The sequence below is a fragment of the Coriobacteriia bacterium genome, from assembly GCA_018368455.1.
Lineage (GTDB): Bacteria > Actinomycetota > Coriobacteriia > Coriobacteriales > UMGS124 > JAGZEG01.
On the sequence record JAGZEG010000001.1, the window covers coordinates 80,829 to 103,470 of the forward strand.

The 22,642-nt window shown below is 68.6% G+C and carries 19 protein-coding genes; all 19 read left to right on the top strand.

Annotation, left to right across the window (positions count from 1 at the left end; genetic code table 11):
* The first annotated feature begins 20 nt into the window (after nucleotides 1–20).
* The 19 genes from KHZ24_00360 to KHZ24_00450 all read left to right on the top strand — a co-directional run bounded on the left by KHZ24_00360 (nucleotide 21) and on the right by KHZ24_00450 (nucleotide 22,631).
* A complete protein-coding gene (locus KHZ24_00360) occupies nucleotides 21–437 on the top strand; it encodes a YraN family protein (protein MBS5449657.1) in 417 nt (138 codons plus the stop codon).
* Entirely contained in the window at nucleotides 437–2,011 is a 1,575-nt protein-coding gene (locus KHZ24_00365; protein MBS5449658.1) for a YifB family Mg chelatase-like AAA ATPase, read from the top strand. The genes KHZ24_00360 and KHZ24_00365 overlap by 1 nt, the downstream gene beginning before the upstream one ends.
* On the top strand, nucleotides 2,008–2,988 hold the full coding sequence (locus tag KHZ24_00370) for a DNA-processing protein DprA (GenBank protein MBS5449659.1): 981 nt from the start codon (nucleotides 2,008–2,010) through the stop codon (nucleotides 2,986–2,988). The genes KHZ24_00365 and KHZ24_00370 overlap by 4 nt, the downstream gene beginning before the upstream one ends.
* On the top strand, nucleotides 2,985–4,340 hold the full coding sequence (trmFO, locus tag KHZ24_00375) for a methylenetetrahydrofolate--tRNA-(uracil(54)-C(5))-methyltransferase (FADH(2)-oxidizing) TrmFO (protein MBS5449660.1): 1,356 nt from the start codon (nucleotides 2,985–2,987) through the stop codon (nucleotides 4,338–4,340). The genes KHZ24_00370 and trmFO overlap by 4 nt, the downstream gene beginning before the upstream one ends.
* On the top strand, nucleotides 4,337–5,296 hold the full coding sequence (locus tag KHZ24_00380; GenBank protein MBS5449661.1) for a tyrosine recombinase: 960 nt from the start codon (nucleotides 4,337–4,339) through the stop codon (nucleotides 5,294–5,296). Before trmFO ends, KHZ24_00380 begins: the two co-directional genes overlap by 4 nt.
* A gap of 268 nt (nucleotides 5,297–5,564) precedes the next feature.
* Nucleotides 5,565–6,395, top strand: coding sequence for a 30S ribosomal protein S2 (gene rpsB / locus KHZ24_00385; GenBank protein ID MBS5449662.1), 831 nt, complete (start codon nucleotides 5,565–5,567; stop codon nucleotides 6,393–6,395).
* A gap of 97 nt (nucleotides 6,396–6,492) precedes the next feature.
* A complete protein-coding gene (locus KHZ24_00390; protein MBS5449663.1) occupies nucleotides 6,493–7,371 on the top strand; it encodes an elongation factor Ts in 879 nt (292 codons plus the stop codon).
* Nucleotides 7,372–7,536: 165 nt separating this feature from the next.
* On the top strand, nucleotides 7,537–8,268 hold the full coding sequence (pyrH, locus tag KHZ24_00395) for a UMP kinase (protein MBS5449664.1): 732 nt from the start codon (nucleotides 7,537–7,539) through the stop codon (nucleotides 8,266–8,268).
* Nucleotides 8,265–8,822: a ribosome recycling factor gene (frr, locus tag KHZ24_00400; GenBank protein ID MBS5449665.1), complete on the top strand. Its 558-nt coding sequence runs from the start codon at nucleotides 8,265–8,267 to the stop codon at nucleotides 8,820–8,822. The genes pyrH and frr overlap by 4 nt, the downstream gene beginning before the upstream one ends.
* Nucleotides 8,823–9,611, top strand: a complete 789-nt coding sequence (locus tag KHZ24_00405; protein ID MBS5449666.1) for an isoprenyl transferase — start codon at nucleotides 8,823–8,825, stop codon at nucleotides 9,609–9,611. It begins immediately after the preceding gene.
* 235 nt (nucleotides 9,612–9,846) lie between these two features.
* Nucleotides 9,847–10,659 (top strand): phosphatidate cytidylyltransferase, encoded by an 813-nt coding sequence (locus tag KHZ24_00410; protein ID MBS5449667.1) that lies wholly within the window; start codon nucleotides 9,847–9,849, stop codon nucleotides 10,657–10,659.
* Between the two features lie 13 nt (nucleotides 10,660–10,672).
* On the top strand, nucleotides 10,673–11,917 hold the full coding sequence (gene dxr / locus KHZ24_00415) for a 1-deoxy-D-xylulose-5-phosphate reductoisomerase (GenBank protein ID MBS5449668.1): 1,245 nt from the start codon (nucleotides 10,673–10,675) through the stop codon (nucleotides 11,915–11,917).
* Nucleotides 11,918–11,929: 12 nt separating this feature from the next.
* Entirely contained in the window at nucleotides 11,930–13,294 is a 1,365-nt protein-coding gene (locus KHZ24_00420) for a site-2 protease family protein (protein MBS5449669.1), read from the top strand.
* 1 nt (nucleotide 13,295) lies between these two features.
* Nucleotides 13,296–14,411: a flavodoxin-dependent (E)-4-hydroxy-3-methylbut-2-enyl-diphosphate synthase gene (gene ispG / locus KHZ24_00425; protein ID MBS5449670.1), complete on the top strand. Its 1,116-nt coding sequence runs from the start codon at nucleotides 13,296–13,298 to the stop codon at nucleotides 14,409–14,411.
* A 92-nt stretch (nucleotides 14,412–14,503) separates the two neighbouring features.
* Complete coding sequence (locus KHZ24_00430) at nucleotides 14,504–16,204, top strand: proline--tRNA ligase (GenBank protein MBS5449671.1); 1,701 nt, start codon at nucleotides 14,504–14,506, stop codon at nucleotides 16,202–16,204.
* A 130-nt stretch (nucleotides 16,205–16,334) separates the two neighbouring features.
* Nucleotides 16,335–17,432, top strand: coding sequence for an alpha-hydroxy-acid oxidizing protein (locus KHZ24_00435; GenBank protein ID MBS5449672.1), 1,098 nt, complete (start codon nucleotides 16,335–16,337; stop codon nucleotides 17,430–17,432).
* A gap of 126 nt (nucleotides 17,433–17,558) precedes the next feature.
* Nucleotides 17,559–18,626, top strand: coding sequence for a histidine kinase (locus KHZ24_00440; protein ID MBS5449673.1), 1,068 nt, complete (start codon nucleotides 17,559–17,561; stop codon nucleotides 18,624–18,626).
* A gap of 530 nt (nucleotides 18,627–19,156) precedes the next feature.
* Entirely contained in the window at nucleotides 19,157–21,283 is a 2,127-nt protein-coding gene (locus KHZ24_00445) for a M13 family metallopeptidase (GenBank protein ID MBS5449674.1), read from the top strand.
* A gap of 88 nt (nucleotides 21,284–21,371) precedes the next feature.
* Complete coding sequence (locus KHZ24_00450) at nucleotides 21,372–22,631, top strand: hypothetical protein (protein ID MBS5449675.1); 1,260 nt, start codon at nucleotides 21,372–21,374, stop codon at nucleotides 22,629–22,631.
* Nucleotides 22,632–22,642 lie beyond the last annotated feature (11 nt).

Sequence of the window (22,642 nt, forward strand, 5' to 3'; positions counted from 1 at the left end):
AGGTGCTCGTCGACGAGGAGATGTACTGCGGGGAGCTGTGGATAGACGACGATGGAACACTGTCGTCCTATAACATCGGCGACCCCCACGAGCTGGGTAAGCTGGGCGAGGAGGTGGCGACGCGCTACCTCGAGGCCTTCGGGCTCGCCGTCGTCGAGAGGAACTGGCGCTGTCCGCACGGCGAGGTTGACGTCGTGGCATGCGACGACGACCAGACCATCCTCGTCGAGGTCAAGACACGTCGCGGTGGTCTGGCAGCGCCCGAGCTTGCCGTCGACGCCGGTAAGTGCGAGCGCTATCGCAGGCTCAGCCTGAGCTATCTGAACGAGCACCCGGACACGCGGGCGCTGCGCTTCGACGTCATCGCCGTGTCCGTGAGCGGGCCGGGTGGCGCCCACGTCCGTCACCTGATGGGTGCGTGCTCATGGGACAGCTGATGCCGGAGCAGGGTGTGCCCTCTCGGAGCGCCCGCGTGCGCACCACGGGCTCGGCGTGCGTGACCTCGGCTATGCTGTGGGGCATGCACGCCCAGCCCGTGCGCGTCGAGGTGAACCTCGCGGCCGGGCTGCCGGGCATCGCCATCGTGGGACGCCCCGATGCCAGCGTCGCCGAGGCGCGCTCGCGTGTGCGTTGCGCCATACGCGCCGTGGGCCTCGAGGTTCCGCGAGCATCCATGACGATCAACCTGTCGCCAAGCGACGCGCCCAAGAGCGGCACGGCGTTCGACCTGCCCATGGCCCTGGCCATCCTGGCGGCGAGCGGCCAGATTCCCGCCAGGGGGCTCGAGCGCTGCCTCGTCGTCGGCGAGCTGTCCCTGCAGGGGGAGGTGCGCCCGGTACGCGGCCTGCTCGCCTATGCCGACCTGGCGCGGTCGATGGGGCTGGCGCTCGTGGCGCCGGAGGGAGCGCTGCCGTGCGACGCCCGCCCATACGAGGGCCGCTTCGTCAGCTGTCTCTACGAGTTTTCCGAGGGAGTCGAGAAGGCAGGGGTGCCGCTGCGCGCGTGCGACCCCGACGGAGAGGCCGAACCCGACCCGGACTTCTCCGACGTCGCGGGCCAGGAGGTCGCGAAGAGGGCTCTCGCCGTGGCGGCGGCAGGCCACCTCGGCGTGCTCATGATCGGCCCGCCTGGCGTGGGCAAGACGATGCTGTCGCGCTGCGTCCCGGGGATCCTGCCCGACATCACCGACGACGAGTACCACGAGGCCATGCTCGTCCACTCCGTCGCGGGCGTTCGCGAGCGGCGCCTCGAGGCGCGCCGGCGACCGTTTCGCCAGCCGCATCATAGCGCGAGTGTTGGCGGCCTTGTGGGAGGGGGACGGCCCGTGCGGCCCGGCGAGATATCGCTGGCCCACGGCGGCGTGCTCTTCCTCGACGAGCTGGGCGAGTTTTCCCGGGTTGCCCTGCAGACGTTGCGACAGCCCCTCGAAGAGCGTCGCGTGCGCATAGCGCGCGTCGAGGGGACGTACGAGTTTCCCTGTGACTTCCAGCTCGTCGCCGCGTCGAATCCGTGCCCGTGCGGCCACCTGGGGGACGCGGGGCGCCCGTGCACGTGCACGCCGACGGCCATAGAGTCCTACCGGGCCAAGCTCGTGGGCCCGCTCGTCGACCGCATTGACATCGTGTGCGCGCTCGAGCGTCCGCGCGTGGGGGAAATGATGGCGGCCAGCGGCGGCAGCTCGACGGCTGAGCTGCGCCAGCTTGTGCTCGGCGCGCGCGAGTTCGCGGCGTGGCGGGAGCGCGTACGCGATGGCGCGGGCGATACGGTCGAGGAGGCGCCGGATGCCGCGCGACCGGGAAGCATCGCCCGGGCAGTCGAGCAGGACCGGCTGCGCGACGACGCCCTGCGCTGCCTGGGCGACCTCGCCGAGCGGGGCTGCCTGTCGGCCCGAGCCGTCGCGTCGTGCCTGCGCGTCTCCCGCGTCATCGCCGACATGGAGGCGAGCGAGTGCGTCGAGGTCGATCACGTGCTCGAGGCCGTGGGCTATCGCGACGGGACGGTGACGCCATGACGACGGCCGGGCTCGCGGGGCCCCGCAGCGTGCTCAGGCGCGGCGAGCTGGGCTATCCCTCCCAGCTCGAGGACATGCCCGAGCCCCCGCGCGAACTGTACGTCGTCGGCGACCCGACATCCCTGTCCAGGCAGGGGCTCGCCGTCATCGGCGCGCGCCGGGCGACGCCCTACGGCCTTGCGTGCGCGCGGCTCGCAGCGCGCTGCGGCGTCGAGCTCGGCCTCACGATTGTCTCGGGGGCGGCCGTGGGCTGCGACCAGGCCGGCCAGCGCGAGGCGCTTGAGCGCGGGGGGTCGACAGTGGCCGTGCTCGGCGGTGGCGCCGACGTTGTCTACCCGCGCAGCGCGCGCGACCTGCTCGAGGGCATCGTCGCCCGAGGCGGTGCCGTCGTGTCGCTGCAGAGGTGGGGCGCTCCTCCGGCGCGCTGGTCGTTCGTGCGCCGCAACGCCGTCATCGCCGGGCTGTCCCGCGCGCTCGTCATCTGCGAGGCGGGCTTGCCGTCGGGGACGTTCTCCACGGCGGAGGCCGCCGACGAGGCGGGGCGCGACGTGCTCGTGTTCCCGGGCTCGTTCTTCTCCCCGAACTCGCGCGGATCAAACTACCTGCTGAGCCAGAGCGGCTTTCTGCCTTTGTGGGATCGCGATGCGCTCCAGGAGGCACTGTGCGCCATCTACGGGACGCTGCGCCGCCCGGGCGCGCCCGACGCTGCCCCGGGGAACGACGGGGCGTGGCGTGGCCAGGGCAGCCTCACGCGGGAGCAGCAGAGGGTGCTCGCGGCGCTCGAGGCGTGCCCGGCGCGCCCCGAGCAGGTTGCGCGAGCGCTCGGCGTGGACGCCGTGGCGACAATGCGCGTTCTTGGTGGCCTGGGCGCGCGCGGCCTTGTCGCGCGGCTCGTCGATGGCCGATACTCTCCGACACAGAGTGCCCTGCTGGGCGAGGGGCGAACGTGGGACGATCGGAGAGGGGATGGGGCATGACGGATGACGAGACGACGCGTGTGAGCGTGATCGGGGGAGGCCTGGCCGGCTGCGAGTGCGCCCTGGCGCTAGCGGACCGGGGCATCCCGGTCACGCTGTACGAGATGCGTCCTCTCGTCATGACTCCCGTGCACCGAGGCGCCGGCCTGGCCGAGCTCGTGTGCTCGAACTCGCTGAAGTCGACGAAGCCCGATTCGGCGGCGGGCCTGCTCAAGCACGAGCTCGACCTGCTGGGGTGCCACCTGCTTGCGACGGCGCGCTCGTGCGACGTCCCGGCGGGTGGCGCTCTCGCCGTCGACCGCGATGCGTTCTCGCGGGCCGTCGAGGAGCAGATCGCGGCGCGCCCGCTCATCGAAGTCGTGCGGCAGGAGGTTACGGACATCCCCGCGCAGGGGCCCGTCGTCATCGCGGCTGGCCCCATGTGCTCCGACGCGCTCGCCGAGCGCGTCACGGCACTCGTTGGCGGCGACCACCTTGCGTTCTTCGACGCGGCTGCTCCCATCGTCGACGCGGCGAGCCTCGATCTCACCGTTCTGTTCTCGCAGTCGCGCTACGAGGAGGGCGGCACGGGCGACTACCTCAACGCCCCCATGGACCGCGAGCAGTATGACACGTTCATAGGGGAGCTGCTCGCTGCCGAGCGCGTCATCGCGAAGGACTTTGAGCGCCGCGAGCTGTTCCAGGCGTGCCAGCCGCTCGAGGAGGTCGCGCGCACCGGCCACGACGCGCTGCGCTTCGGGGCGTTCAAGCCCGTGGGCATCACCGACCCGGCCACGGGCCGCCGCCCGTGGGCTGTCGTGCAGCTGCGCGCCGAGAATCGGGAGCTCACGGCTTACAACCTCGTCGGCTTCCAGACGAACCTGACGTTTCCCGAGCAGCGTCGCGTCTTCTGCATGGTGCCGGGCCTGGAGCAGGCCGAGTTCTTCCGCTACGGCGTCATGCATCGCAACACGTTCGTCGACGCTCCACACACGCTTGACGGGACGTTTGCGGTGCGCGGGGAGCGCCGCGTGCGCCTCGCCGGGCAGATCACGGGCACGGAGGGCTACGTCGAGGCGATGGCATCCGGGCTGCTTGCCGCGCTTAACGTCGCAGCCGACCTCGCGGGCGAGCCGCTCGAGCCGTTGCCGGCCGACACGGCGCTCGGCGCGCTCGTCGCCTACGCCACGTCGCCCGAGACGAGCGGCTACCAGCCCATGCACGTGAACTTCGGCCTCATGCCGCCGCTCGAGACGACGAAGCGCATGCGCAAGCAGGAGCGCTACCAGGCCTACGCCGCCCGAGCCCACGCGAGCCTCGAGGCGTGGCTCGCCCGCAACGCACGCGTCGCGGGCATCGGGGCGGCGTCGTGAGCGACGCGCTCGACGCCGGGGAGCCGCCCTGCGCCGCCGAGCTGGCGGCCTTCCTCGACTATCTCGAGCTCACGTGCAACTACTCGCCCCACACGGTGGCCGCCTACGAGGTCGACCTCCGCTCGTACCTGTCGTGGGCGGCTTCCCACGGCGTGGACGTGCTCGCTCCGTCCCACCGCGACCTGCGCCGTTACCTCGCGTCGCTGTCTGAGGCTTCCTACGCGCGGCGTACGGTCAACCGGCGGCTCTCGGCCGTGCGCTCGTTCTACGGCTGGCTCGTGCGCGCCGGCGAGGTGGGGGAGAACCCCGCCGAAGCCGTGGCGAGCCCCAAGGTCGGTCGCACGCTGCCACGCACGATCACGGGCGCCGAGATGGCCCGCCTGCTGTCCGTCAGCGACACGTCCACACCCGAAGGCCTGCGCGACCAGGCCATGCTCGAGACGTTCTACGCCGCAGGCTGCCGCATAGCCGAGCTCTCGGGCCTCGATGTCGCCGACGTTGACGCGCGCGGCAGGCTGGCGCACCTGTTCGGCAAGGGGCGAAAGGCCCGCATCGTTCCGCTGCACGACACGTGCGTCGCGGCGCTGGAGGCCTACCTGCGAGACGGGCGGCCGGTGCTCGCCGCTCGCCGTCCTCCGAGTGGCGAGGCGCCGGACGACGGGCGCGACGACGCCTCCGCCCTGCTGCTCACCGTCCACGGCCGCCGTATGACGACCGACGACATCCGCAAGCGCTTCGAGCGGCTGTGCGCGGCTGCGGGCCTGCCTGCCGGCATCTCGCCGCACGCCATGCGCCACACGTTTGCGACGGACCTGCTCTCCGGCGGCGCGGATCTACGCAGCGTACAGGAGATGCTCGGCCACGCCAGCCTGTCGACGACGCAGATCTACACGCACCTGACGCCCGAGCGCCTGCGCGCCGCAGCCCGCCAGGCCCATCCCCGCGGGGAGGGGTAGCGCCGCGGCCCCCTGTACGCTCGCGAAGGCGAACCTATCGGGCACATCCCGTGGATTTCCGGCGGAGGTTCCCCCGCGTCTCCGAGGCGCGCCCATTCTCAGCCTGTGGTTTCTGCGCGGCTGCTATACTTCGAAGGCTGCCCGTCCGGGCAGTATCCAATCAATCACGCGTGACGACTTCGACGCAGTGGTGCTCGGCTTTGCCTGCCGGGTTGCGCACGGGGGATGACATCACGCGGACGACCAACCATACGGAGGTTTCACGCACATGGCAAAGATCACCATCTCCACCCTGCTCGAGGCCGGCGTTCACTTCGGTCACCAGACGCGTCGTTGGTGCCCCAAGATGAAGCCGTACATCTTCGGCGAGCGCAACGGCATCTACATCCTCGATCTCAAGAAGACGATCATCGAGGCGGACAAGGCGTACTCCTTCCTGTCCGAGACGGCCGCCAAGGGTGGCAAGGTGCTGTTCGTCGGCACGAAGAAGCAGGCTCAGGAGGCCATCGTCAACGAGGCGAAGCGCGCTGGCCAGCCCTACGTCTGCAACCGTTGGCTGGGTGGCATGCTCACGAACTTCGTCACGATCCGCTCCCGCGTCCAGCGCATGGAGGAGATCGAGGCCATGAAGGAGGACGGCCGTTTCGCCGTCCTGCCCAAGAAGGAGCAGTCCGTCCTGCAGAAGGAGCTCGACAAGCTCGTCGAGAACCTCGACGGCATCCGCGACATGACCGCTCTGCCGCAGGCCCTGTTCGTCGTTGATACGCGTCGCGAGGAGATCGCGATCCGCGAGGCCAACCGCCTGCACATCCCGGTCGTCGGCCTCATCGACACGAACTCCGACCCCGACGTCGTCGAGTACGGCGTCCCGGCCAACGACGACGCCATTCGTTCTATCAACCTGATGACGTCCATCATGGCTGACGCCATCATCGCCGGCGCCGGCAAGGTCGAGATCACGGCTGCCGAGATGGCTGGCACCGCTCCCGCTGAGGAGAAGAAGGCCGAGGAGCCCAAGCCCGCCGCCGAGCCGGCCAAGGGCGACAAGCCTCGCGCCATGACGCTGCAGGAGGTTCTGGCCCAGCCGGCCCAGAACTAGTTTCCGCCCGCGCCTAGCGCACATTCGCCGAGAGACCGTGCGGGTCGAGCGCCACAAAGACGCCGGCCCGCACCTTTACGCAGAGGAAGGAACCAGCATGGCTCAGATCACTGCCGCGATGGTCAAGCAGCTCCGCGAGATGACTGACTCCCCGATGATGGAGTGCAAGAAAGCGCTCGTCGAGGCCGAGGGCGACATCGACAAGGCCGTCGACGTCCTGCGTAAGAGCGGTATCGCCAAGGCCGCTAAGAAGGCCGGCCGCGCCACGACCGAGGGCGCCGTTGCCGCCTACGTGTCCGAGGACGGCTCCGTCGCCTCCCTGGTCGAGCTCAAGTGCGAGACGGACTTCGTGAGCGCCAACCCGAAGTTCACCGACTTCGCCGCCAGCATCGCCAAGGCTGCCGCCGCCAACGACCCGGCGGACATGGATGCCCTCATGGAGTGCAAGATCAACGAGAACGAGACGGTCTCCGAGGCTCTCACCGAGATGATCCACGTCATCGGCGAGAACATGAAGATCGCTCGCTTCGCTCGCCGCGCCACGACTGGTGGCACGTTCTCGAGCTACATCCACATGGGTGGCAAGATCGGCACCATCGTGGAGTTCGCTCTGGGCAAGGCCGAGACGGCTCAGGCCGAGGCGTTCAAGGTCATGGCCCACGACGTCGCCATGCAGGTCGCTGCGGCCAAGCCGCTGTGCGCCGTGCGTGAGGAGATGCCGCAGAGCGTCATCGACCACGAGATGGAGATCTACCGTGCCCAGGCTGCCGAGTCCGGCAAGCCCGAGGCCATCCAGGAGAAGATGGCCCTCGGCCGTCTGGAGAAGTTCTACAAGGAGTCCACGCTCGTTGACCAGCTGTTCGTCAAGGATCCCGAGAAGACGATCCAGCAGTATGTCAACGGTGTCGCCAAGGAGCTGGGCGACACTATCGCCATCAAGGCGTTCTCCTGCTTCGTGCTGGGTGACGAGGACTAAGTTCCCCACACTCGCTATTCCCAGACGCCGTCGCGCGCACGTTGCGCGGCGGCGTCTTTTCGTGTCCGGGGCACGAGCCCCACTTTACCGGGGCAATTGCTTCCAGGTCTGCTAGAATCGAGCATCGAAAGCGCCCCGTTCGGGCGCGTCGAGAAGGAGGGCCCTTTGAGCGACTACCAATACCACCGCGTCCTGCTCAAGCTGTCCGGCGAGGCCCTCATGGGCGATCGCGGCTACGGCATCGATCCGGCTGTCGCCGACCGCATGGCGGCCGAGATCGCGACGATCGCCAACAACGGCGTCCAGGTTGCCGTTACCGTGGGCGGCGGCAACATCTTCCGCGGCCTGGCGGGGTCGGCCAACGGCATGGACCGCGCGCAGGCCGACTACATCGGCATGCTCGCCACCGTCATGAACGCGCTGGCGCTCCAGGACGCCTTCGAGCGCAACGGCCTCACGGCCCGCGTCATGAGCGCCATCGAGATGCACCAGGTGTGCGAGACGTACATCCGCCGCCGCGCCATCCGCCACCTCGAGAAGGGCCGCGTCGTCATTTTCGCTGCCGGCACGGGCAACCCTTACTTCACGACGGACACGACCGCCGCGCTGCGTGCGTGCGAGATCGGTGCCGAGTGCCTCATGAAGGCCACGAAGGTCGACGGCATCTACGACAAGGATCCCAAGAAGTTTGCCGACGCGAAGCGCTTCGACCGCATCACGTACCTCGACGTCATTGGCAAGCAGCTCAACGTGATGGACTCGACGGCCATTACGCTGTGCAACGACAACAGCATGCCCATCATCGTGTTCAACGCGGAGATCGACGGCAACATCGCCGCCTGCCTGCGCGGCGAGAACGTTGGCACCGTGGTTTACAGAGAGGACAACAACCGATGAGCGACCAGATCCAGAGCGACGCCATCAAGCTGATGGACAAGGCCATTGAGGCCATGAAAACCGAGTTCGGCAAGGTTCGCACCGGTCGCGCCAACCCCGCCATCCTGAGCGACCTGCGCGTCGACTACTATGGCGTCCCCACGCCCGTGCTGCAGATCGCCGGTGTCAAGGCCTCTGACGGCCGCACGCTCGTCATCGACCCGTGGGATAAGAAGAGCCTCAACGCCATCGAGAAGGCTATCATGGCCTCCGATCTGGGCATCACGCCCACGAACGACGGCGTTGTCATCCGTCTTCCGTTCCCCGCCCCCTCGGAGGAGGGCCGCAAGGAGCTCGTGAAGCAGTGCCGCGAGCTCGCCGAGCAGGCGCGCGTCTCCGTGCGCAACGCCCGCCGCGACGCAAACAACCGCTACGATCGCCTCTCGAAGGACGGCGAGATCTCCGAGGACGACGCCCGTCGCGGGCAGGCTGCCGTTCAGAAGGACACCGACGCCCACGTCGCGACGATCGACAAGGTCCTGAAGGAAAAAGAGTCCGAGGTCATGGAGGTCTAGGTGTCCTTCGACCGCAGCGCTTTCGACGCATACTTCGCGGACGTGCCCGAGGGGTCGCGCTTTTCCGAGCTCGACCTTACACGCATGCCTGCGCACATAGCCGTCATCATGGACGGCAACGGCCGATGGGCCAAACTGCGCGGCAAGTCGCGCGGCGTTGGCCACGCGGCGGGCGTCGAGGCGCTCAAGGAGGTCATCACGGCCTGCGTTCGCCTGGACGTCAAGGCGCTGACCGTCTATGCGTTCTCGACGGAGAACTGGACGCGACCCACCGACGAGGTCGAGCTGCTCATGGCCCTGTTCGCCTCGACGCTCATTGACGAGCTGCCGCTGCTCATGCGCGAGCATGTGCGCCTGCAGTACCTCGGCGACATGGACGAGCTGCCCGACGACACACGCGAGACGTTTGAGCGGGGCCTGCGCGAGACGGCCGACAACGACGGCATGGTGTTGGCCGTCGCCGTGAACTACGGTAGCCGCGCCGAGATCGCCCGCGCCGCGCGAACGCTCGCCCAGCGCGTGGCGGACGGCGAGATGGACGTCTCCGGCGTGACGCCCGAGGCGATCGGTCGCGAGCTGTATACCTGGCCGCTGCCCGACCCCGAGCTGCTCATCAGGACGTCTGGCGAGTATCGCCTCTCCAATTTCCTGCTGTGGCAGCTGTGCTACACGGAGTTCGTGTTCTCCGACGTTCTCTGGCCCGACTACGGCCGCTGGGATCTCGTCGACGCCATCGTCGACTACCAGGGCCGCCATCGCCGCTTCGGAGGGGTTGAGGACGATGGCTAACGAGACGGACGGCGAGAAGCCGCAGTCTCCTGCCGTGGAGCCCGGTGGCACGCAGGGTGGATCGGCGAAGCTGCGGGTGTCCGCCCGCCGCGTCGCCCAGGCCGTGCAAAAGGCAAACGAGCGCACGCAGGCCCGCGTGGAGCAGACGCAGCGCGAGGTCGCGGAAGAGAGTGAGCCGTTCGTGTCCGAGGGTCGCGCCCCTCAGCCCGTCGCGCCCGAGGTTCACGTTCCCGTCATGAACCCGCGCACGCTGCTCGTTCGCCTGTGCTCCGGTGCTGTCTACGTCGCCATAAACATCGCGGCGCTGCTGTGGGGCAAGGTGCCTACGGCCATCGTCATGGCCGTGACGGCGGCGATCGCGTGCTGGGAGTTCTTTCGTCTCATGCGCGCCGACGCCAAGCTGCCCAACCAGGCTCTTGGCGTCCTTTTTGCATTTGCGATGCCTTCGTTCGCGCTTACGAGCCCCGTCTACCTCATCGGCATCGTTTTCCTGCTCATCATGGCGCTCGGGATCTGGTATGTCGGCAGCCTGCGCGTACGCATCACCGACGTCGCCATCACGCTGTTCGGCGTCCTGTACACGAGCCTGACGCTGTGCGCCATCGTCATGATCCGCGCGGCAAACCTGCCCGGCTGGGGTGCCGCGATCCTGACGATAGGCGTCATGATGTCCGTGTGGGCAAACGACTCGTTCGCCTATCTCGTGGGCTCGAGCTTCGGCAGGCACCCGCTTGTGCCGAAGATCTCGCCCAAAAAGAGCTGGGAGGGCCTTGCGGGTGGCATCGTGGGCTCCATTCTCGTCTGGGGCGTGCTCGCGCTCATTCCGGCGACGCATGTCACGTGGCCCGTCGCCCTCGTCGCCGGTGCGGCATGCGGCGTCACGGGCGTCGTCGGCGACCTCGTCGAGTCGCGCATCAAGCGCGGGGCGGGCGTCAAGGACTCCGGCAACCTCATCCCGGGCCACGGCGGCCTGCTCGACCGCAGCGACTCCATGCTGTTCGTCTCCATAGCAGCGTACTTCATTCTTCGTCTTATGGGGGTCATCTAGCATGTCCACCGATATGTCTGCCGGTCGCGCGGAGGCCTCGACGAGCGGGGCCTCCGTCGGTCGCGCTCGCGGCGTTGTTCCCGCGCCCGGCGTCTCGTTTGCCCGCCCCGCCCCGCTGCGCATCGCTGTTCTGGGCGCCACGGGCTCCATCGGGCGCCAGACGATGGACGTGTGTCGCCAACACCCGGACAAGGTGCAGGTTGTCGCCGTGGCGGCCCACCGCTCGGCCGACGCCCTCGTTGCGCTGGCACGGGAGTTTCCCACGATCTCTCACGTCGCGCTCGCTGACGAGGCCGCGACCGTGGAGGGCCTGCCGGCCGGTTGCGAGCTGACGCGCGGTCCGCGCGCCGTCAGCGATCTCGCGGAGCTGCCCGAAGTGGACTGCGTGCTCAACGCGCTGTCCGGCTTTGCGGGCATGCGGGCAAGCGCGACGGCGCTGGCGGGTGGCAAGGAGCTCGCGCTGGCGAACAAGGAGTCGCTCGTTGCGGCCGGCGACCTGCTCATGCCGCTGGCTCGTCCCGGCACGCTGTTGCCCGTCGACTCGGAACACTCCGCAATATTCCAATGCCTGCTGGGCGAGGATCCCTGGCGCATGCGTCTCATCTGGCTTACGGCCTCGGGCGGCCCGTTCTTCGGGCGCACGCGCGCGGAGCTGGCGTCCGTGACGGCCGCCGACGCGCTGCACCACCCGAACTGGCATATGGGCCCGCGCATCACGGTTGACTCCTCGACGCTCATGAACAAGGGGCTTGAGGTCATCGAGGCGCACCACCTGTTCGATGTCGACTACGACGACATCCGTGTCGTCGTGCAGCGCCAGAGCGCCGTCCATTCCATGGTGGAGTTCGACGACGGCACGGTGAAGGCGCACCTGGGCGCCGCGGACATGCGCGTGCCCATCCAGTACGCCCTGTCGTTTCCTGACCGCTGGGCCGCCCCGTGCGCGCCGACGACGTGGCCCGAGCTCGGGCACGTGGACTTCGCCGACCCCGACCCTGCGACGTTCGGCTGCCTTAACCTTGCCCTGCACGCGGGGCGCGTCGGCGGCGTGCTTCCGTGCGCCATGAACGCGGCGGACGAGGTCGCCGTCGCGGCGTTTCTTGCCGGACGCATCGGCTACCTCGACATCGAGGCAGTCGTCGGCGGCGTGCTCGAGGCGTGCGCACCTGACTCTGTGGAGTCTCTGGAGCAGCTGGAGTCCGTGGATGCCGAAGCACGCGTGCGGGCAGAAGAGCTGGTGAAAGCCCGTACGCGGTAGGAGGTTCCTCGCTTGGAAGCACTCATGGGCATTGTGCTGTGCCTCGTGGCGCTCACGGCCATCGTTCTCATCCACGAGGCGGCCCACGCTCTTGCGGCGCGCGCCGTCGGCATGCGCGTGACCGAGCTTGCTATCGGCATGCCGTTTGGCCCGCGCGTCTATCGGCAGAGCCCGCGCTCGGGCATTCGCTACGGCGCGACGCTCGCCCTGCTGGGCGGATATACGCGCATCTCGGGCATGGCCTGGCGCCCCGATGACCGCCACGCGCTGGCGCTCGCGCTCGTGAACGCCCGCGGCAGGCTCGAGGCGTCAGAGCTCTCCCTCGTGCTGTCGTGTCCCGACGACGAAGCGGCCGACCTGCTCGGCGAGCTGGCCGAGATCGGCAGCATCGAGCCACTGGGCGAAGACGGCACCCCGGCATCTGCGGGCACGCCGACGTATGCCTGGCGCACGCCGAGGCGCGACGCGCTGGGACTCACGATCTATGACCGCCACCACGACTTCTCGCTTCCGGGCGGGACGCAGGCTGGCAAGCCGTTCTTCCCCAAGCAGGGGCCCGACGAGTTCCTGCGGCTCGAGGTGGGCCGCACCTATGCGGGCAAGGGCTTTGCGGCGCGCTCGTTCGTGTTGCTTGCGGGCATCGCCGCCAACCTGCTGACCGCCATCCTGCTTGTCACGGCGTTTTTCCTGTTCCGCGGCGTCGACGTCATCTCGCCCAACATCGTGCAGGTCAAGCCGGACTCCGTCGCCGAGCAGGCGGGCATGGTCGAGGGCGACGTCATCACGTCTGTGGACGGCGTGGACACGACGACCGACTACACGGCGCTCTCGAACGCCTTGGAGCAGGCCCGCGGCGCAGGCGACGTTGAGCTGCAGTATCGCCACCGCGACAGTCAAGACGTGCAGAGCGCGACGATCAGCCTGGGGGCCGACGAACAGCTTGGCGTGTACTACGGCTACGATCAGGTGCGCCTCGGCCCTGTCGACGCGCTGCGCGGGGCCCTGTCCTACGCGGGCCAGACGGGCGCGGCCCTGCTGTCGCTGTTCATGCCGCAGACGAGCGCCCAGACGATGGGCGAGGTCTCGGGCATCGTCGGCGTCGTGTCCGTCATGGGCCAGGCCGCGCAGCAGGGCGGTTGGGCCGTTCTGACGCTCGTCGCCGCGCTCAGCCTTTCTCTCGGGTGGATGAACCTGCTGCCGCTGCCCCCGATGGACGGCGGCAAGTTCGCCATCGAGATCGTCCAGAAGATCATCGGGCGGCCCATATCACTGCGCGTGCAGGGCATCATATCCATGGCGACGATGGCAGCGTTCACGATGCTGTTCTTCGTCCTGCTGTTCAACGACACGGCACGCCTCGTGGGAGGGGGCTTCTAGCATGGGACTCAGCGACGAAGCAGGACTGCTGCCCCGGCAGCGCACGCGACAGGTGAGCGTTGGCGGCGTCACGCTGGGCGGCGGCGCCCCCGTGCGCGTGCAGTCGATGCTGACGGCGCCGACGGACGACCCCGATGCCTGCCTCGCGCAGACGCGTGCCCTCGTCGACGCTGGCTGCGAGATCGTGCGCGCCGCCATCCCGCGCGCCTCGGCCCTGCCGGGCTTCGAGCGGCTGTGCGCCGAGAGCCCGGTGCCCGTCGTGGCGGACATCCACTTCGACCACCGACTCGCCATTGAGGCCGCTCGGCTCGGGGCTGCGGCGCTGCGCATCAACCCCGGCAACATCGGCTCGTGGGACCGCGTGGACGCCGTCATCGACGCAGCGGGAGAGGCGGGCATCCCTATCCGCATCGGCGTCAACGCCGGTTCCATCGACCGCGCGCTCGACGAGCGCGACGACCTGAGCCTGCCGGACAAGATGGTCGAGAGCGTGCGGGGCTTCGTCGCGCACTTCGAGGAGCGGGGCTTTTCCGACGTCGTGCTGTCGGCCAAGGCCCACGACGTCAACGTGACGGTCGAGACGTATCGCCGGCTGTCGCAGGCGCTGCCGGACGTGCCGCTGCACCTTGGCGTCACCGAGGCGGGCACGCCGCTGCAGGGGACGATCAAGAGCGCGGCTGGCCTGGGCATCCTGCTGCACGAGGGCATCGGCGACACGATGCGCGTCTCGCTGACGGCCGACCCAGTCGAGGAGATGCCCGTCGCCTGGGGCATTCTGTCTGCCCTGGGGCTGCGCCGCCGCACGCCCGAGCTCGTGAGCTGCCCCACGTGCGCGCGCTGCCAGGTGGACATGATCCCCATCGCGCGCGAGGTGGAGCGCCGCCTGGCCGACGTGCGCCTGCCCATCTCCGTCGCCGTCATGGGCTGTGAGGTCAACGGTCCGGGTGAGGCGCGCGACGCCGATATCGGCGTGGCGTGCGGCAGGGGCGGCGGCGCCCTGTTCGCCCAGGGCAAGATCGTTGCGCGCGCGCCGGCCGACGGCATCGTCGACGCGCTGTTCCGGGAGATTGAATCGCGCTTCGGGCACGAGGGCCCCACGGAGGCTCCCACCCGCTAGAATAGGCCGGCCGCGCGCAGGCCATATCGCGCGCGCGGCCTTCACCACCAAAGCTCAGCCGATTGGAGCGTTCCACCATGAGTGACTCGTACATGAGGATGTCCGCCCTCTACGCGCCGACGCTGCGCGAGGACCCACAGGAGGCCGACATCGCGAGCCACCGCCTTCTGCTGCGCGCCGGCTTCATCCGCAAGACGGCCTCGGGCATCTATAGCTACCTGCCGCTGGCCTGGCGCAGCCTACACAAGATCGAGAACATCGTGCGCGAGGAGATGGACGGCATTGGCTCCCAGGAGTGCCTGCTTCCCATCCTGACGCCGGCCGAGCTGTGGCATGAGAGCGGCCGCTGGGACGACTACGGCCCCGAGCTCATGCGCATCTCCGACCGCCACGAGCGCGAATTCTGCCTCGGCCCGACGCACGAGGAGACGTTCACGTCGCTCGTGCGCAACGAGCTGCGCAGCTACAAGCAGCTGCCCGTGACGCTCTACCAGATCCAGACGAAGTTCCGCGACGAGATGCGCCCGCGCTTCGGCCTGCTTCGCGGTCGCGAGTTCATCATGAAGGACGCGTACTCGTTCCACGCCGACCACGACAGCCTGCAGAAGACGTACGAGGACATGAACGGCGCGTACGGCCGCATCTGCGAGCGCTGCGGCATCGACTATCGTGCCGTCGAGGCCGACTCCGGCCAGATCGGCGGCAAGGTGACGACGGAGTTCATGGCGCTGGCCCCCTCGGGCGAGGCTGAGCTCGTGTACTGCGACTGCGGCTACTCCGCGGACGTCGAGGTGGCCGAGGCCGCGCCCGTGCTCGCGAGCTGCGACGCCACGAGCTGCGAGAAGGTCTCGACGCCGGGCTGCTCTACGATCGCCGACGTCGCGGCGTTCCTCAAGGCTGACCCCTCCGCCTGCGAGAAGGCGTTCGTCGTCGTTGACGGCGACGGCAAGACGTGGGTGCTGTTCGTCCCGGGCGACCACGAGGTCAACGAGGTCAAGCTCGACCACCGCTTTGGCGCGTGGCACTTGGCGACGGACGAGGAGCTGGTCGCGGCCGGCCTCGTCAAGGGCTTCATCGGCCCCAAGGGCCTGCCGCAGGGCGTGGGCGTGCTCGCCGACGCCTCGCTGCGCGCCCAGAAGAGCTGGATCTGCGGCGCAAACGACGAGGGCTACCACTTCGTCGGCGCGCAGATGGGCGTCGACTTCGACGAGCCCGAGTTCGCTGACCTCATCTCCGTGCGCGAGGGCGACCTGTGCCCGACGTGTGGCAAGCACCTGCACGGCGCGCGCGGCATCGAGTGCGGCCAGACGTTCCAGCTCGGAACGAAGTACTCGCAGGCCATGGGCGCGACGTTCGCCGACGTCGACGGCAACGAGCAACCCCTGCTCATGGGCTGCTACGGCGTGGGCGTGAGCCGCAGCCTCGCCGCCATCGTCGAGCAGCACTTCGACGAGCACGGCATCAGCTGGCCCGTGTCGGTCGCTCCCTACGAGGTGGCCGTCATCCCGCTGTCTGTGGGCGACGACGTCCTCGAGCCGCTGGCCGAGCGCATCGCCGGCGAGCTGGCCGCGGCTGGCGTCGAGGTCGTGCTCGACGACCGCGCCGAGCGTCCCGGCGTCAAGTTCGCCGACAACGACCTCATGGGCTTCCCGTTCCAGGTCGTCATCGGCAAGAAGAGCGCGGCCGAGGGCAACGTCGAGCTCAAGGTGCGCGAGACGGGCGAGCGCAGCGTCGTGAGCGTCGACGACGTCGTGGCGCAGCTCGCGCAGCTCGTGCGTGCTGGCCGCCGATAGCAGAGCGGGTTGCCCGCAAGAGACGCGCTAGCATGGCGGGGCGCCGGTGGTCAGAGCGGTCTGACTCTCGGCGCCCCGCGCGCATATGAGGGGTCGGCGCGTGCCGACCGGACGAGAGGGGAGCGCTGACATGGGTGAAGCCAACGAGGGCGCGGGACAGTCGCTGGGCGAGCGCTACGGCGCGCTGGGGCACGAGCCGACGTCATGGGCCGAGGTCGTCGCCGCGGCGCGGCCCCACATCGGCTCGTTCTGCAAGGCATGCCCGACGTGCGACGGGCGCGCATGCAAGAACGCCGTGCCCGGCCCGGGCGCAAAGGGCGTCGGCGACGTCGCCATCCGCAACTACGCCGCCTGGTCCGAGCTGCGCGTCAACCTCGACGCCCTGCGCCCGGCAGGGGTGATCGACACGAACTCCGAGCTGTTCGGCCTCGACCTGACCATGCCGCTGTTCATCGGCCCCGTCGGTGACGTGAACCGCCACTACGGCCCCGCCCTCGACACGCTCGGCTACAACCGCATGTCGCTGCGCGCCGCGCGCGACTTTGGCGTGGCGGCGTTCACGGGCGACGGCGTGCCAGACGAGCTCATGGGGCAGTCGTGCATGGCCATCGGCGAGGTCGGAGGCGTGGGCGTCCCGACGATCAAGCCTTGGAGCCTCGAGAAGATCGCCGCGAAGATGGAGCTTGCCAACGCGAGCGGGGCCTTCGCCATCGCCATGGACGTCGACGCCGCCGGCTTGCCCTTCCTCAAGGGCCAGCAGCCTCCCGCCGGCCCGAAGTCGGTCGAGGAGCTGCGCGCCATCGCCGCCATGGCCCACGCGCCGTTCATCGTCAAGGGCGTCATGACACCCCGCAGCGCCGAGAGGGCGTGTGAGGCGGGCGCGGACGCCATCGTCGTGTCCAACCACGGCGGGCGTGTGCTCGACGGCTGCCCCGCCACGGCGGAGGTGCTGCCGTCCATCGTGCGCGCCGTCGACGGCGCCTGCCGCGTGCTCGTGGACGGCGGCATCCGCACGGGCCTCGACGTGTTCCGCGCGCTGGCGCTCGGCGCCGACGGCGTGCTCGTGTGCCGCCCGTTTGTCGTGGCGGCCTATGGCGCCGGCGAGGCGGGCATCAGCTTCCTGCTGCACAAGATGCGCGGCGAGCTCGCTGACGTCATGGAGATGTGTGGTGCGCGCTCCATCGCCGACATCGGCCCCGACATGCTCTGGAACGCGCCGCGCGTCTAGGGCCCCCGCTGCCCAGCGCGGCTCCTCAACGCAAAGTTGATGCTGTTGCTCTCGCGTTGTTCATCGTGTCCTAAGATGTTGACATGGTCATACTGCTGCGGTGGGATATGGGACAGGAGGGCGACGGTGGACTCGATGGGGATGGCGTGCTCTCTGTGCACGACAACCCTGTCGCTTGCGCTTGCGCTGCGCATGGTCGTCGATCCGCGCGTGCGCGACCTGCTCAACCTGTTCTTTGCTGCTATGGCGTTCTTGCTGGGGGCCCTGTCCCTGCTCGACGTCAGCATGGAGCTGACGGGCGCCGCCGCGACGGGCGGTGCGATGGGGACGGCCCTCGTCGTCGCGCTCTGCGTGCTGCTGGTGGCGCTGCTCTGCGTGCTCGTTGCCTATTTGCTGCTGAGGTTTCGCCAGACGCGCAGCTGGCACACGAGCGCCATCCTGGGCCTCGCCATGATGGCCTATGGCATCGCGTGCGTCGCGAGGCTCCCGTTCCACGAGCTCCTCGGCGTTGTGTGCGCCTGCGCTCTGCTGCTCGTGTTCATGGATCTGCGCTCCCGCCGCGAGGCGGAGCTTGCCGAGAGCGAGGCCAGGGTGGCCCGCGCCCGCGCCGACGCCGTGCTCAGCCAGATCCAGCCGCATTTCCTCTACAACACGCTCACCGCCATCCGGGGCCTGTGCCGTAGCGACCCGAAGCGGGCGGCGGACACGCTCGGAGACTTCTCCGCCTACCTGCGCGGAAACATGTCCTCTCTCGAGCAGCGCCTTCCCATTCCGTTGCGCGACGAGCTCCGCCACACCGAAAAGTACCTCGAGCTCGAACACCTGCGCCTGGGCGATCGCCTGAACGTGGAGTATGACGTGCGCGATACGGCGTTCGAGCTGCCGGCGCTCACGATCCAGACGCTCGCCGAGAACGCGGTGCGTCACGGCATCAGCAAGCGCCCCGACGGCGGTACGCTGCGCATCTCGACGTGCCTGGATGACGGCATGCACCGCGTCACCATCGAGGACGACGGCGTCGGTTTCGATGTGAAGACGCTCAAGGGCTTGGACGACGAGCACGTGGGAGTCGCCGCCGCGCGCCTGCGCCTGCGCCGCATGTGCGGCGGCACGCTCGACGTCAACAGCGTCCCGGGCAGGGGTACGTGCGTCTCGATCGCGATACCCGTCGAGGACGGCTCCCCGGCGCGCTAGGCCAAGGGCTTGCCGCGCGGTGTGGCGGGCAAGAGGCATGACGGGAAGGAGGGCGCCATGGGACTGTGGCTCTTTGATCGGTCTGACACGAGGGGAAGGACACAGCGTGGCAGGGACGGGCGTGGTCCTGCGGCACGTTCTGCCGACGCGTGCCGGAGCGCCGGTGCGCTAAAAGACGACGACCTTGCCGCGTCGGGCGCGGGTTCGGGAGGACCGGACCATCCGTCAGGGCGCGCCGTCGGGGTGACGGGCGTTCGCCGCTGCCCGATATGCGGCCAGTGGTACGGCGCGACGCCGACACATCCCGACTGCCCGTGGTGCTCCGACGAGCCGTGAGCTCCGGCGCCTGGCAGCAAAGCGCGTGCTGCGCCGGGGCGCACGTCGGCGGTCGCGCTGCGGTGCTGAGCGGCTCTGTTGCACATTTGTTGGCATGAGAGGCATATGGTTCTCGCATAAGCGCCACCTCGGATGGCCAGCTTCGGCCTGGCACGCGGTTCGCGCGGCCCGAACAGCACGAAGAAGGAGACCCCATGGCCAAACTCTCTGCCAGCTCTATGACCGGCACTTCCGGTACGATCTCTTCGCCCGTTCCCCCGGCACTCACGCGTCGGCGCTTTGCTCGGCTGCTTGCCGCCCTGTTCGCCGGGACGGGCCTTGCCGGCTCGTTCTCGCTTCCCGCATGGGCCGACGAGGCCTCTGACGTGCCCGGGGCCGACTGGGTGAACTCCGACATCTACGGCGCGGTGAGCTCCGACGCCGACATCGACCTGCGCGACGACTTTAACGCCAGCCTGCTGCGCGAGTGGGTGGGCTCCGTCGACCTGTCCGCCTCGGTGCAGGTCTCGACGTTCACACAGCGCTCCGACGAGGTGACGGCCCAGATCGTCGACCTCATCCTCGACGAAGAGGGCCAGACGGGCCACGAGGCCCAACTCGTGCGCCGGCTCTACGCCGACTTCCTCGACATGGACGCGCGCAACGCGCTGGGCGTCGAACCGCTCGCGGCCAGCCTCGAGGAGATTCGCGCCATCGAGACGCTCGACGACCTGACGGCCTACCTACTTGCCGGGGCCGACCACATCGCCGCGGGTCCGCTGTCCGTCGTCGTGCAGCCCGATGCCAAGGACAGTACGCGCAACGCCGTCTACCTGAACTGCCACTCGCTCACGCTCTCCGACGCGGGCGCCTACGAGGAGCCCACCGAGATGAGCGAGCTGACGCGCGGGGCCATCGAGACGCTGCTGCATGCCAGCCTGGGGCGCGTCGGCTACGCCGAGCAGGACATCGACGCGATCGTCGCCGGCCTGTTCGACATCGAGACGCAGATCGCCGCGGGCTGTATGAGCGACGAGGAGGCCTACGCGCTGTCGAGCCTGCGCGACTACATCTACAACCCCTACACGATCGACGAGCTGCGCGCGGCCTCGCCCGACTTCCCCATCGTCGGCATGATCCAGGAGTACGTCGACGCCGGCGTCGATTGCGTCATCGTCTACGAGCCGACGTGGCTCGAGCGCCTGAACGAGATATACACGCAGGACAACGTCGAGGGCTTCAAGGCGCTGCTGACGCTGCAGACCGTCCAGGGCACGAGCCTGCTGCTCGACCAGCAGGCCTACGACGACGTCATGGCCTACCAGGCGACGGTCACGGGGACGCAGGCGAGCGCCTTCCCCGTCGAGCTGCTGGGCTTCACCTACGTTAGCACGGCGCTGGGCATGGCCATGGGCAAGATGTACGCCGAGGCCTACGTGTCGGATGAGACGAAGGCGGCCGTCACCGACATCATCGACGAGGCCGTCGCCGTGTTCCGCGAGCGCCTGCAGACCAACGAGTGGCTGGGCGAGCAGACGCGGGCGCGGGCTATCGAGAAGCTTGACGCGCTCAAGGTGCGCGTCGGCGCGCCGGACGACTGGTCGCTCTACGGCTACGACGAGTTCGACTTCCCCGAGGAGGGCGGCATCTACGCCGACACGATCGCGCTGACGAAGCGCGGCCTGGCGGAGAAGGTGCGCCTCGCCGTCACGCCGATCGACGCCAACGTGTGGGTCATCAACCCGCAGGACGTCAACGCGAACAACTACCTGGCCGACAACTCCATCAACGTGCCGGCCGGTATCCTGGGCGGCGACTTCTTCGACCCGGCGGGCTCGCGCGCCTCGCAGATGGGCGCCATCGGCACGATCATCGGCCACGAGATCACGCACGGCTTCGACAGCAGCGGCAGCCAGTACGACGCCGACGGCAACGTCGCCAACTGGTGGACCGACGAGGACCGCGCGACGTTCGAGGAGCGCACGCAGGCCGTCGACGCGTACTACACCGCTATCGAGGTGCTGCCCGGCCAGTACATCCAGCCGAGGAAGACCGTGGGCGAGACCGTGGCCGACCTGGGCGGCATGTCGTGCATGCTGCAGATTGCCCGGGGCATCGAGGGCTTCGACTACGAGGAGTTCTTCGAGAGCTACGCGCGGGTGTGGCGCTGCCAGCAGAGCGAGGGGACGAGCGCCTACGTGCTGCAGAGCGACGTGCACGCGCCGGGATACCTGCGCACGAACGTGACGGTGCAGCAGTTCGAGGAGTTCTACGAGACGTTCGGCGTCGTCGGGGGCGATGGCATGTGGCTTGCGCCCGAAAAGCGACTGAGCGTCTGGTAGGACGTGCGCCCCGGGCCTGCAAGGGGCACGCCCGGGGCTCTGGTAGTCGGGCTCATACGCTAGGGGGAAGACGACGAAAGGGGATCCCATGAACGCCTCCGCCACCATTACGCTGCGCACCCGCGCCGCCCTCGTTGGCGCCGCCCTCGCCCTGACCTTGGGCGCCGGCGGTTCGCTCGCCCTGGCGGCTGGCGTGCCCGCCTCGTCCGCCTCCGACAAGCCGGCGTCGTCACAGGCGACTGACGCCGTCGAGTACGGCGTGACGCTTGCCATCGGAGGCCAAACGGCCGAGAGCGGAGAGCTCGCCTACGTCGAGGTTCCCGACGCCGAGTGCACGCCCGAGGGCATCGTCGCTGCGCTTGAGGCCGAAACGGGCTGGGACATCGCGGTCGCCGACATCGCCGTCGCGGGCAACGACGTCACGGTGACGCTCTCTGAAAATAGCGCCATCTTCGGCGCGCCACCCGAGCAACAGAAGGACGCCTACCATGTCTTTGACGCCAAGGACTTTGTGTTCAGCGTCTTGAACAGCGTGGCCACTTCTATCAGCGACAACATCGTCGGTGCCAAGGTACACTTCGTTGCATTCGATGGCGGTGCGCTCGACTTCTCAAACGGTGGGTACGACTTCTATGTCTCGCCGTACTTCACCTGGCAGCCCTGGGTCGACGCAAGCTACATCATCGACTACGTGGCCCCCGAGGGCGACATGGGCCTGTTCTTCGTCGACCCGGTTGGTTCTATCCCAGCTGGCATGGCCTCGCTGTCGCTGACGTTCGCGCGCGACGATGTGGAGGCTGGACAAGGCATCATCACGCTGAAGGACTCGTCGGGCGAGGTCGTGACGAGCTTCGACGTGGGTGACCCGACGCAGATTGTGCACGGTGAGGCAAACGAGCAGTGGATTGGCTCAGCGAACCTGCGAACGGCCTCGTACTTCTATTTCGAGTTCGCCGACTGGGATACTATCAAGCCGGGTGAGTCGTACACGGTCGAGGTGCCTTCGGGCGCGTTCGTCTGCGCCGACGCGGAGTTTCCCGGCACGACGTGGGAGATGAATGTCCTCGGTTACGGCTTGGGTGAAAGGAGCATGAGCGGACTCCACAGGCCAAAGGTGGGCGAGAGCTGGACGCGGGAGATCGTGCTTGACGACACCGTGGAACGGGTGACCGTAGCGGTGCGCGACCCGGAGATGGGCACGGCGTCTACCGGTGAGCTGACGAAGACGGGCACGGTGACGTTCACGCCGGCCAAGGAGGGAACGCTCATCTGCGACATCGAGTTCTTCTTCAAGGACGGCACGTCTCAGAGCATGTTCGTGAGCAGCGAGATCGTGGCCGCCGAGTAGCTGTGGCACGG

Excerpts from the sequence above, each read along its gene's own strand:
- KHZ24_00450 (MBS5449675.1), top strand. The coding sequence starts at position 21,372 with ATGAACGCCTCCGCCACCATTACGCTGCGCACCCGCGCCGCCCTCGTT.
- rpsB (MBS5449662.1), top strand. The coding sequence starts at position 5,565 with ATGGCAAAGATCACCATCTCCACCCTGCTCGAGGCCGGCGTTCACTTC.
- KHZ24_00360 (MBS5449657.1), top strand. The coding sequence starts at position 21 with ATGTACTGCGGGGAGCTGTGGATAGACGACGATGGAACACTGTCGTCC.
- KHZ24_00365 (MBS5449658.1), top strand. The coding sequence starts at position 437 with ATGCCGGAGCAGGGTGTGCCCTCTCGGAGCGCCCGCGTGCGCACCACG.
- KHZ24_00390 (MBS5449663.1), top strand. The coding sequence starts at position 6,493 with ATGGCTCAGATCACTGCCGCGATGGTCAAGCAGCTCCGCGAGATGACT.
- frr (MBS5449665.1), top strand. The coding sequence starts at position 8,265 with ATGAGCGACCAGATCCAGAGCGACGCCATCAAGCTGATGGACAAGGCC.
- KHZ24_00370 (MBS5449659.1), top strand. The coding sequence starts at position 2,008 with ATGACGACGGCCGGGCTCGCGGGGCCCCGCAGCGTGCTCAGGCGCGGC.
- KHZ24_00435 (MBS5449672.1), top strand. The coding sequence starts at position 16,335 with ATGGGTGAAGCCAACGAGGGCGCGGGACAGTCGCTGGGCGAGCGCTAC.
- KHZ24_00445 (MBS5449674.1), top strand. The coding sequence starts at position 19,157 with ATGGCCAAACTCTCTGCCAGCTCTATGACCGGCACTTCCGGTACGATC.
- KHZ24_00410 (MBS5449667.1), top strand. The coding sequence starts at position 9,847 with ATGAACCCGCGCACGCTGCTCGTTCGCCTGTGCTCCGGTGCTGTCTAC.
- ispG (MBS5449670.1), top strand. The coding sequence starts at position 13,296 with ATGGGACTCAGCGACGAAGCAGGACTGCTGCCCCGGCAGCGCACGCGA.
- KHZ24_00430 (MBS5449671.1), top strand. The coding sequence starts at position 14,504 with ATGAGGATGTCCGCCCTCTACGCGCCGACGCTGCGCGAGGACCCACAG.
- trmFO (MBS5449660.1), top strand. The coding sequence starts at position 2,985 with ATGACGGATGACGAGACGACGCGTGTGAGCGTGATCGGGGGAGGCCTG.
- dxr (MBS5449668.1), top strand. The coding sequence starts at position 10,673 with ATGTCTGCCGGTCGCGCGGAGGCCTCGACGAGCGGGGCCTCCGTCGGT.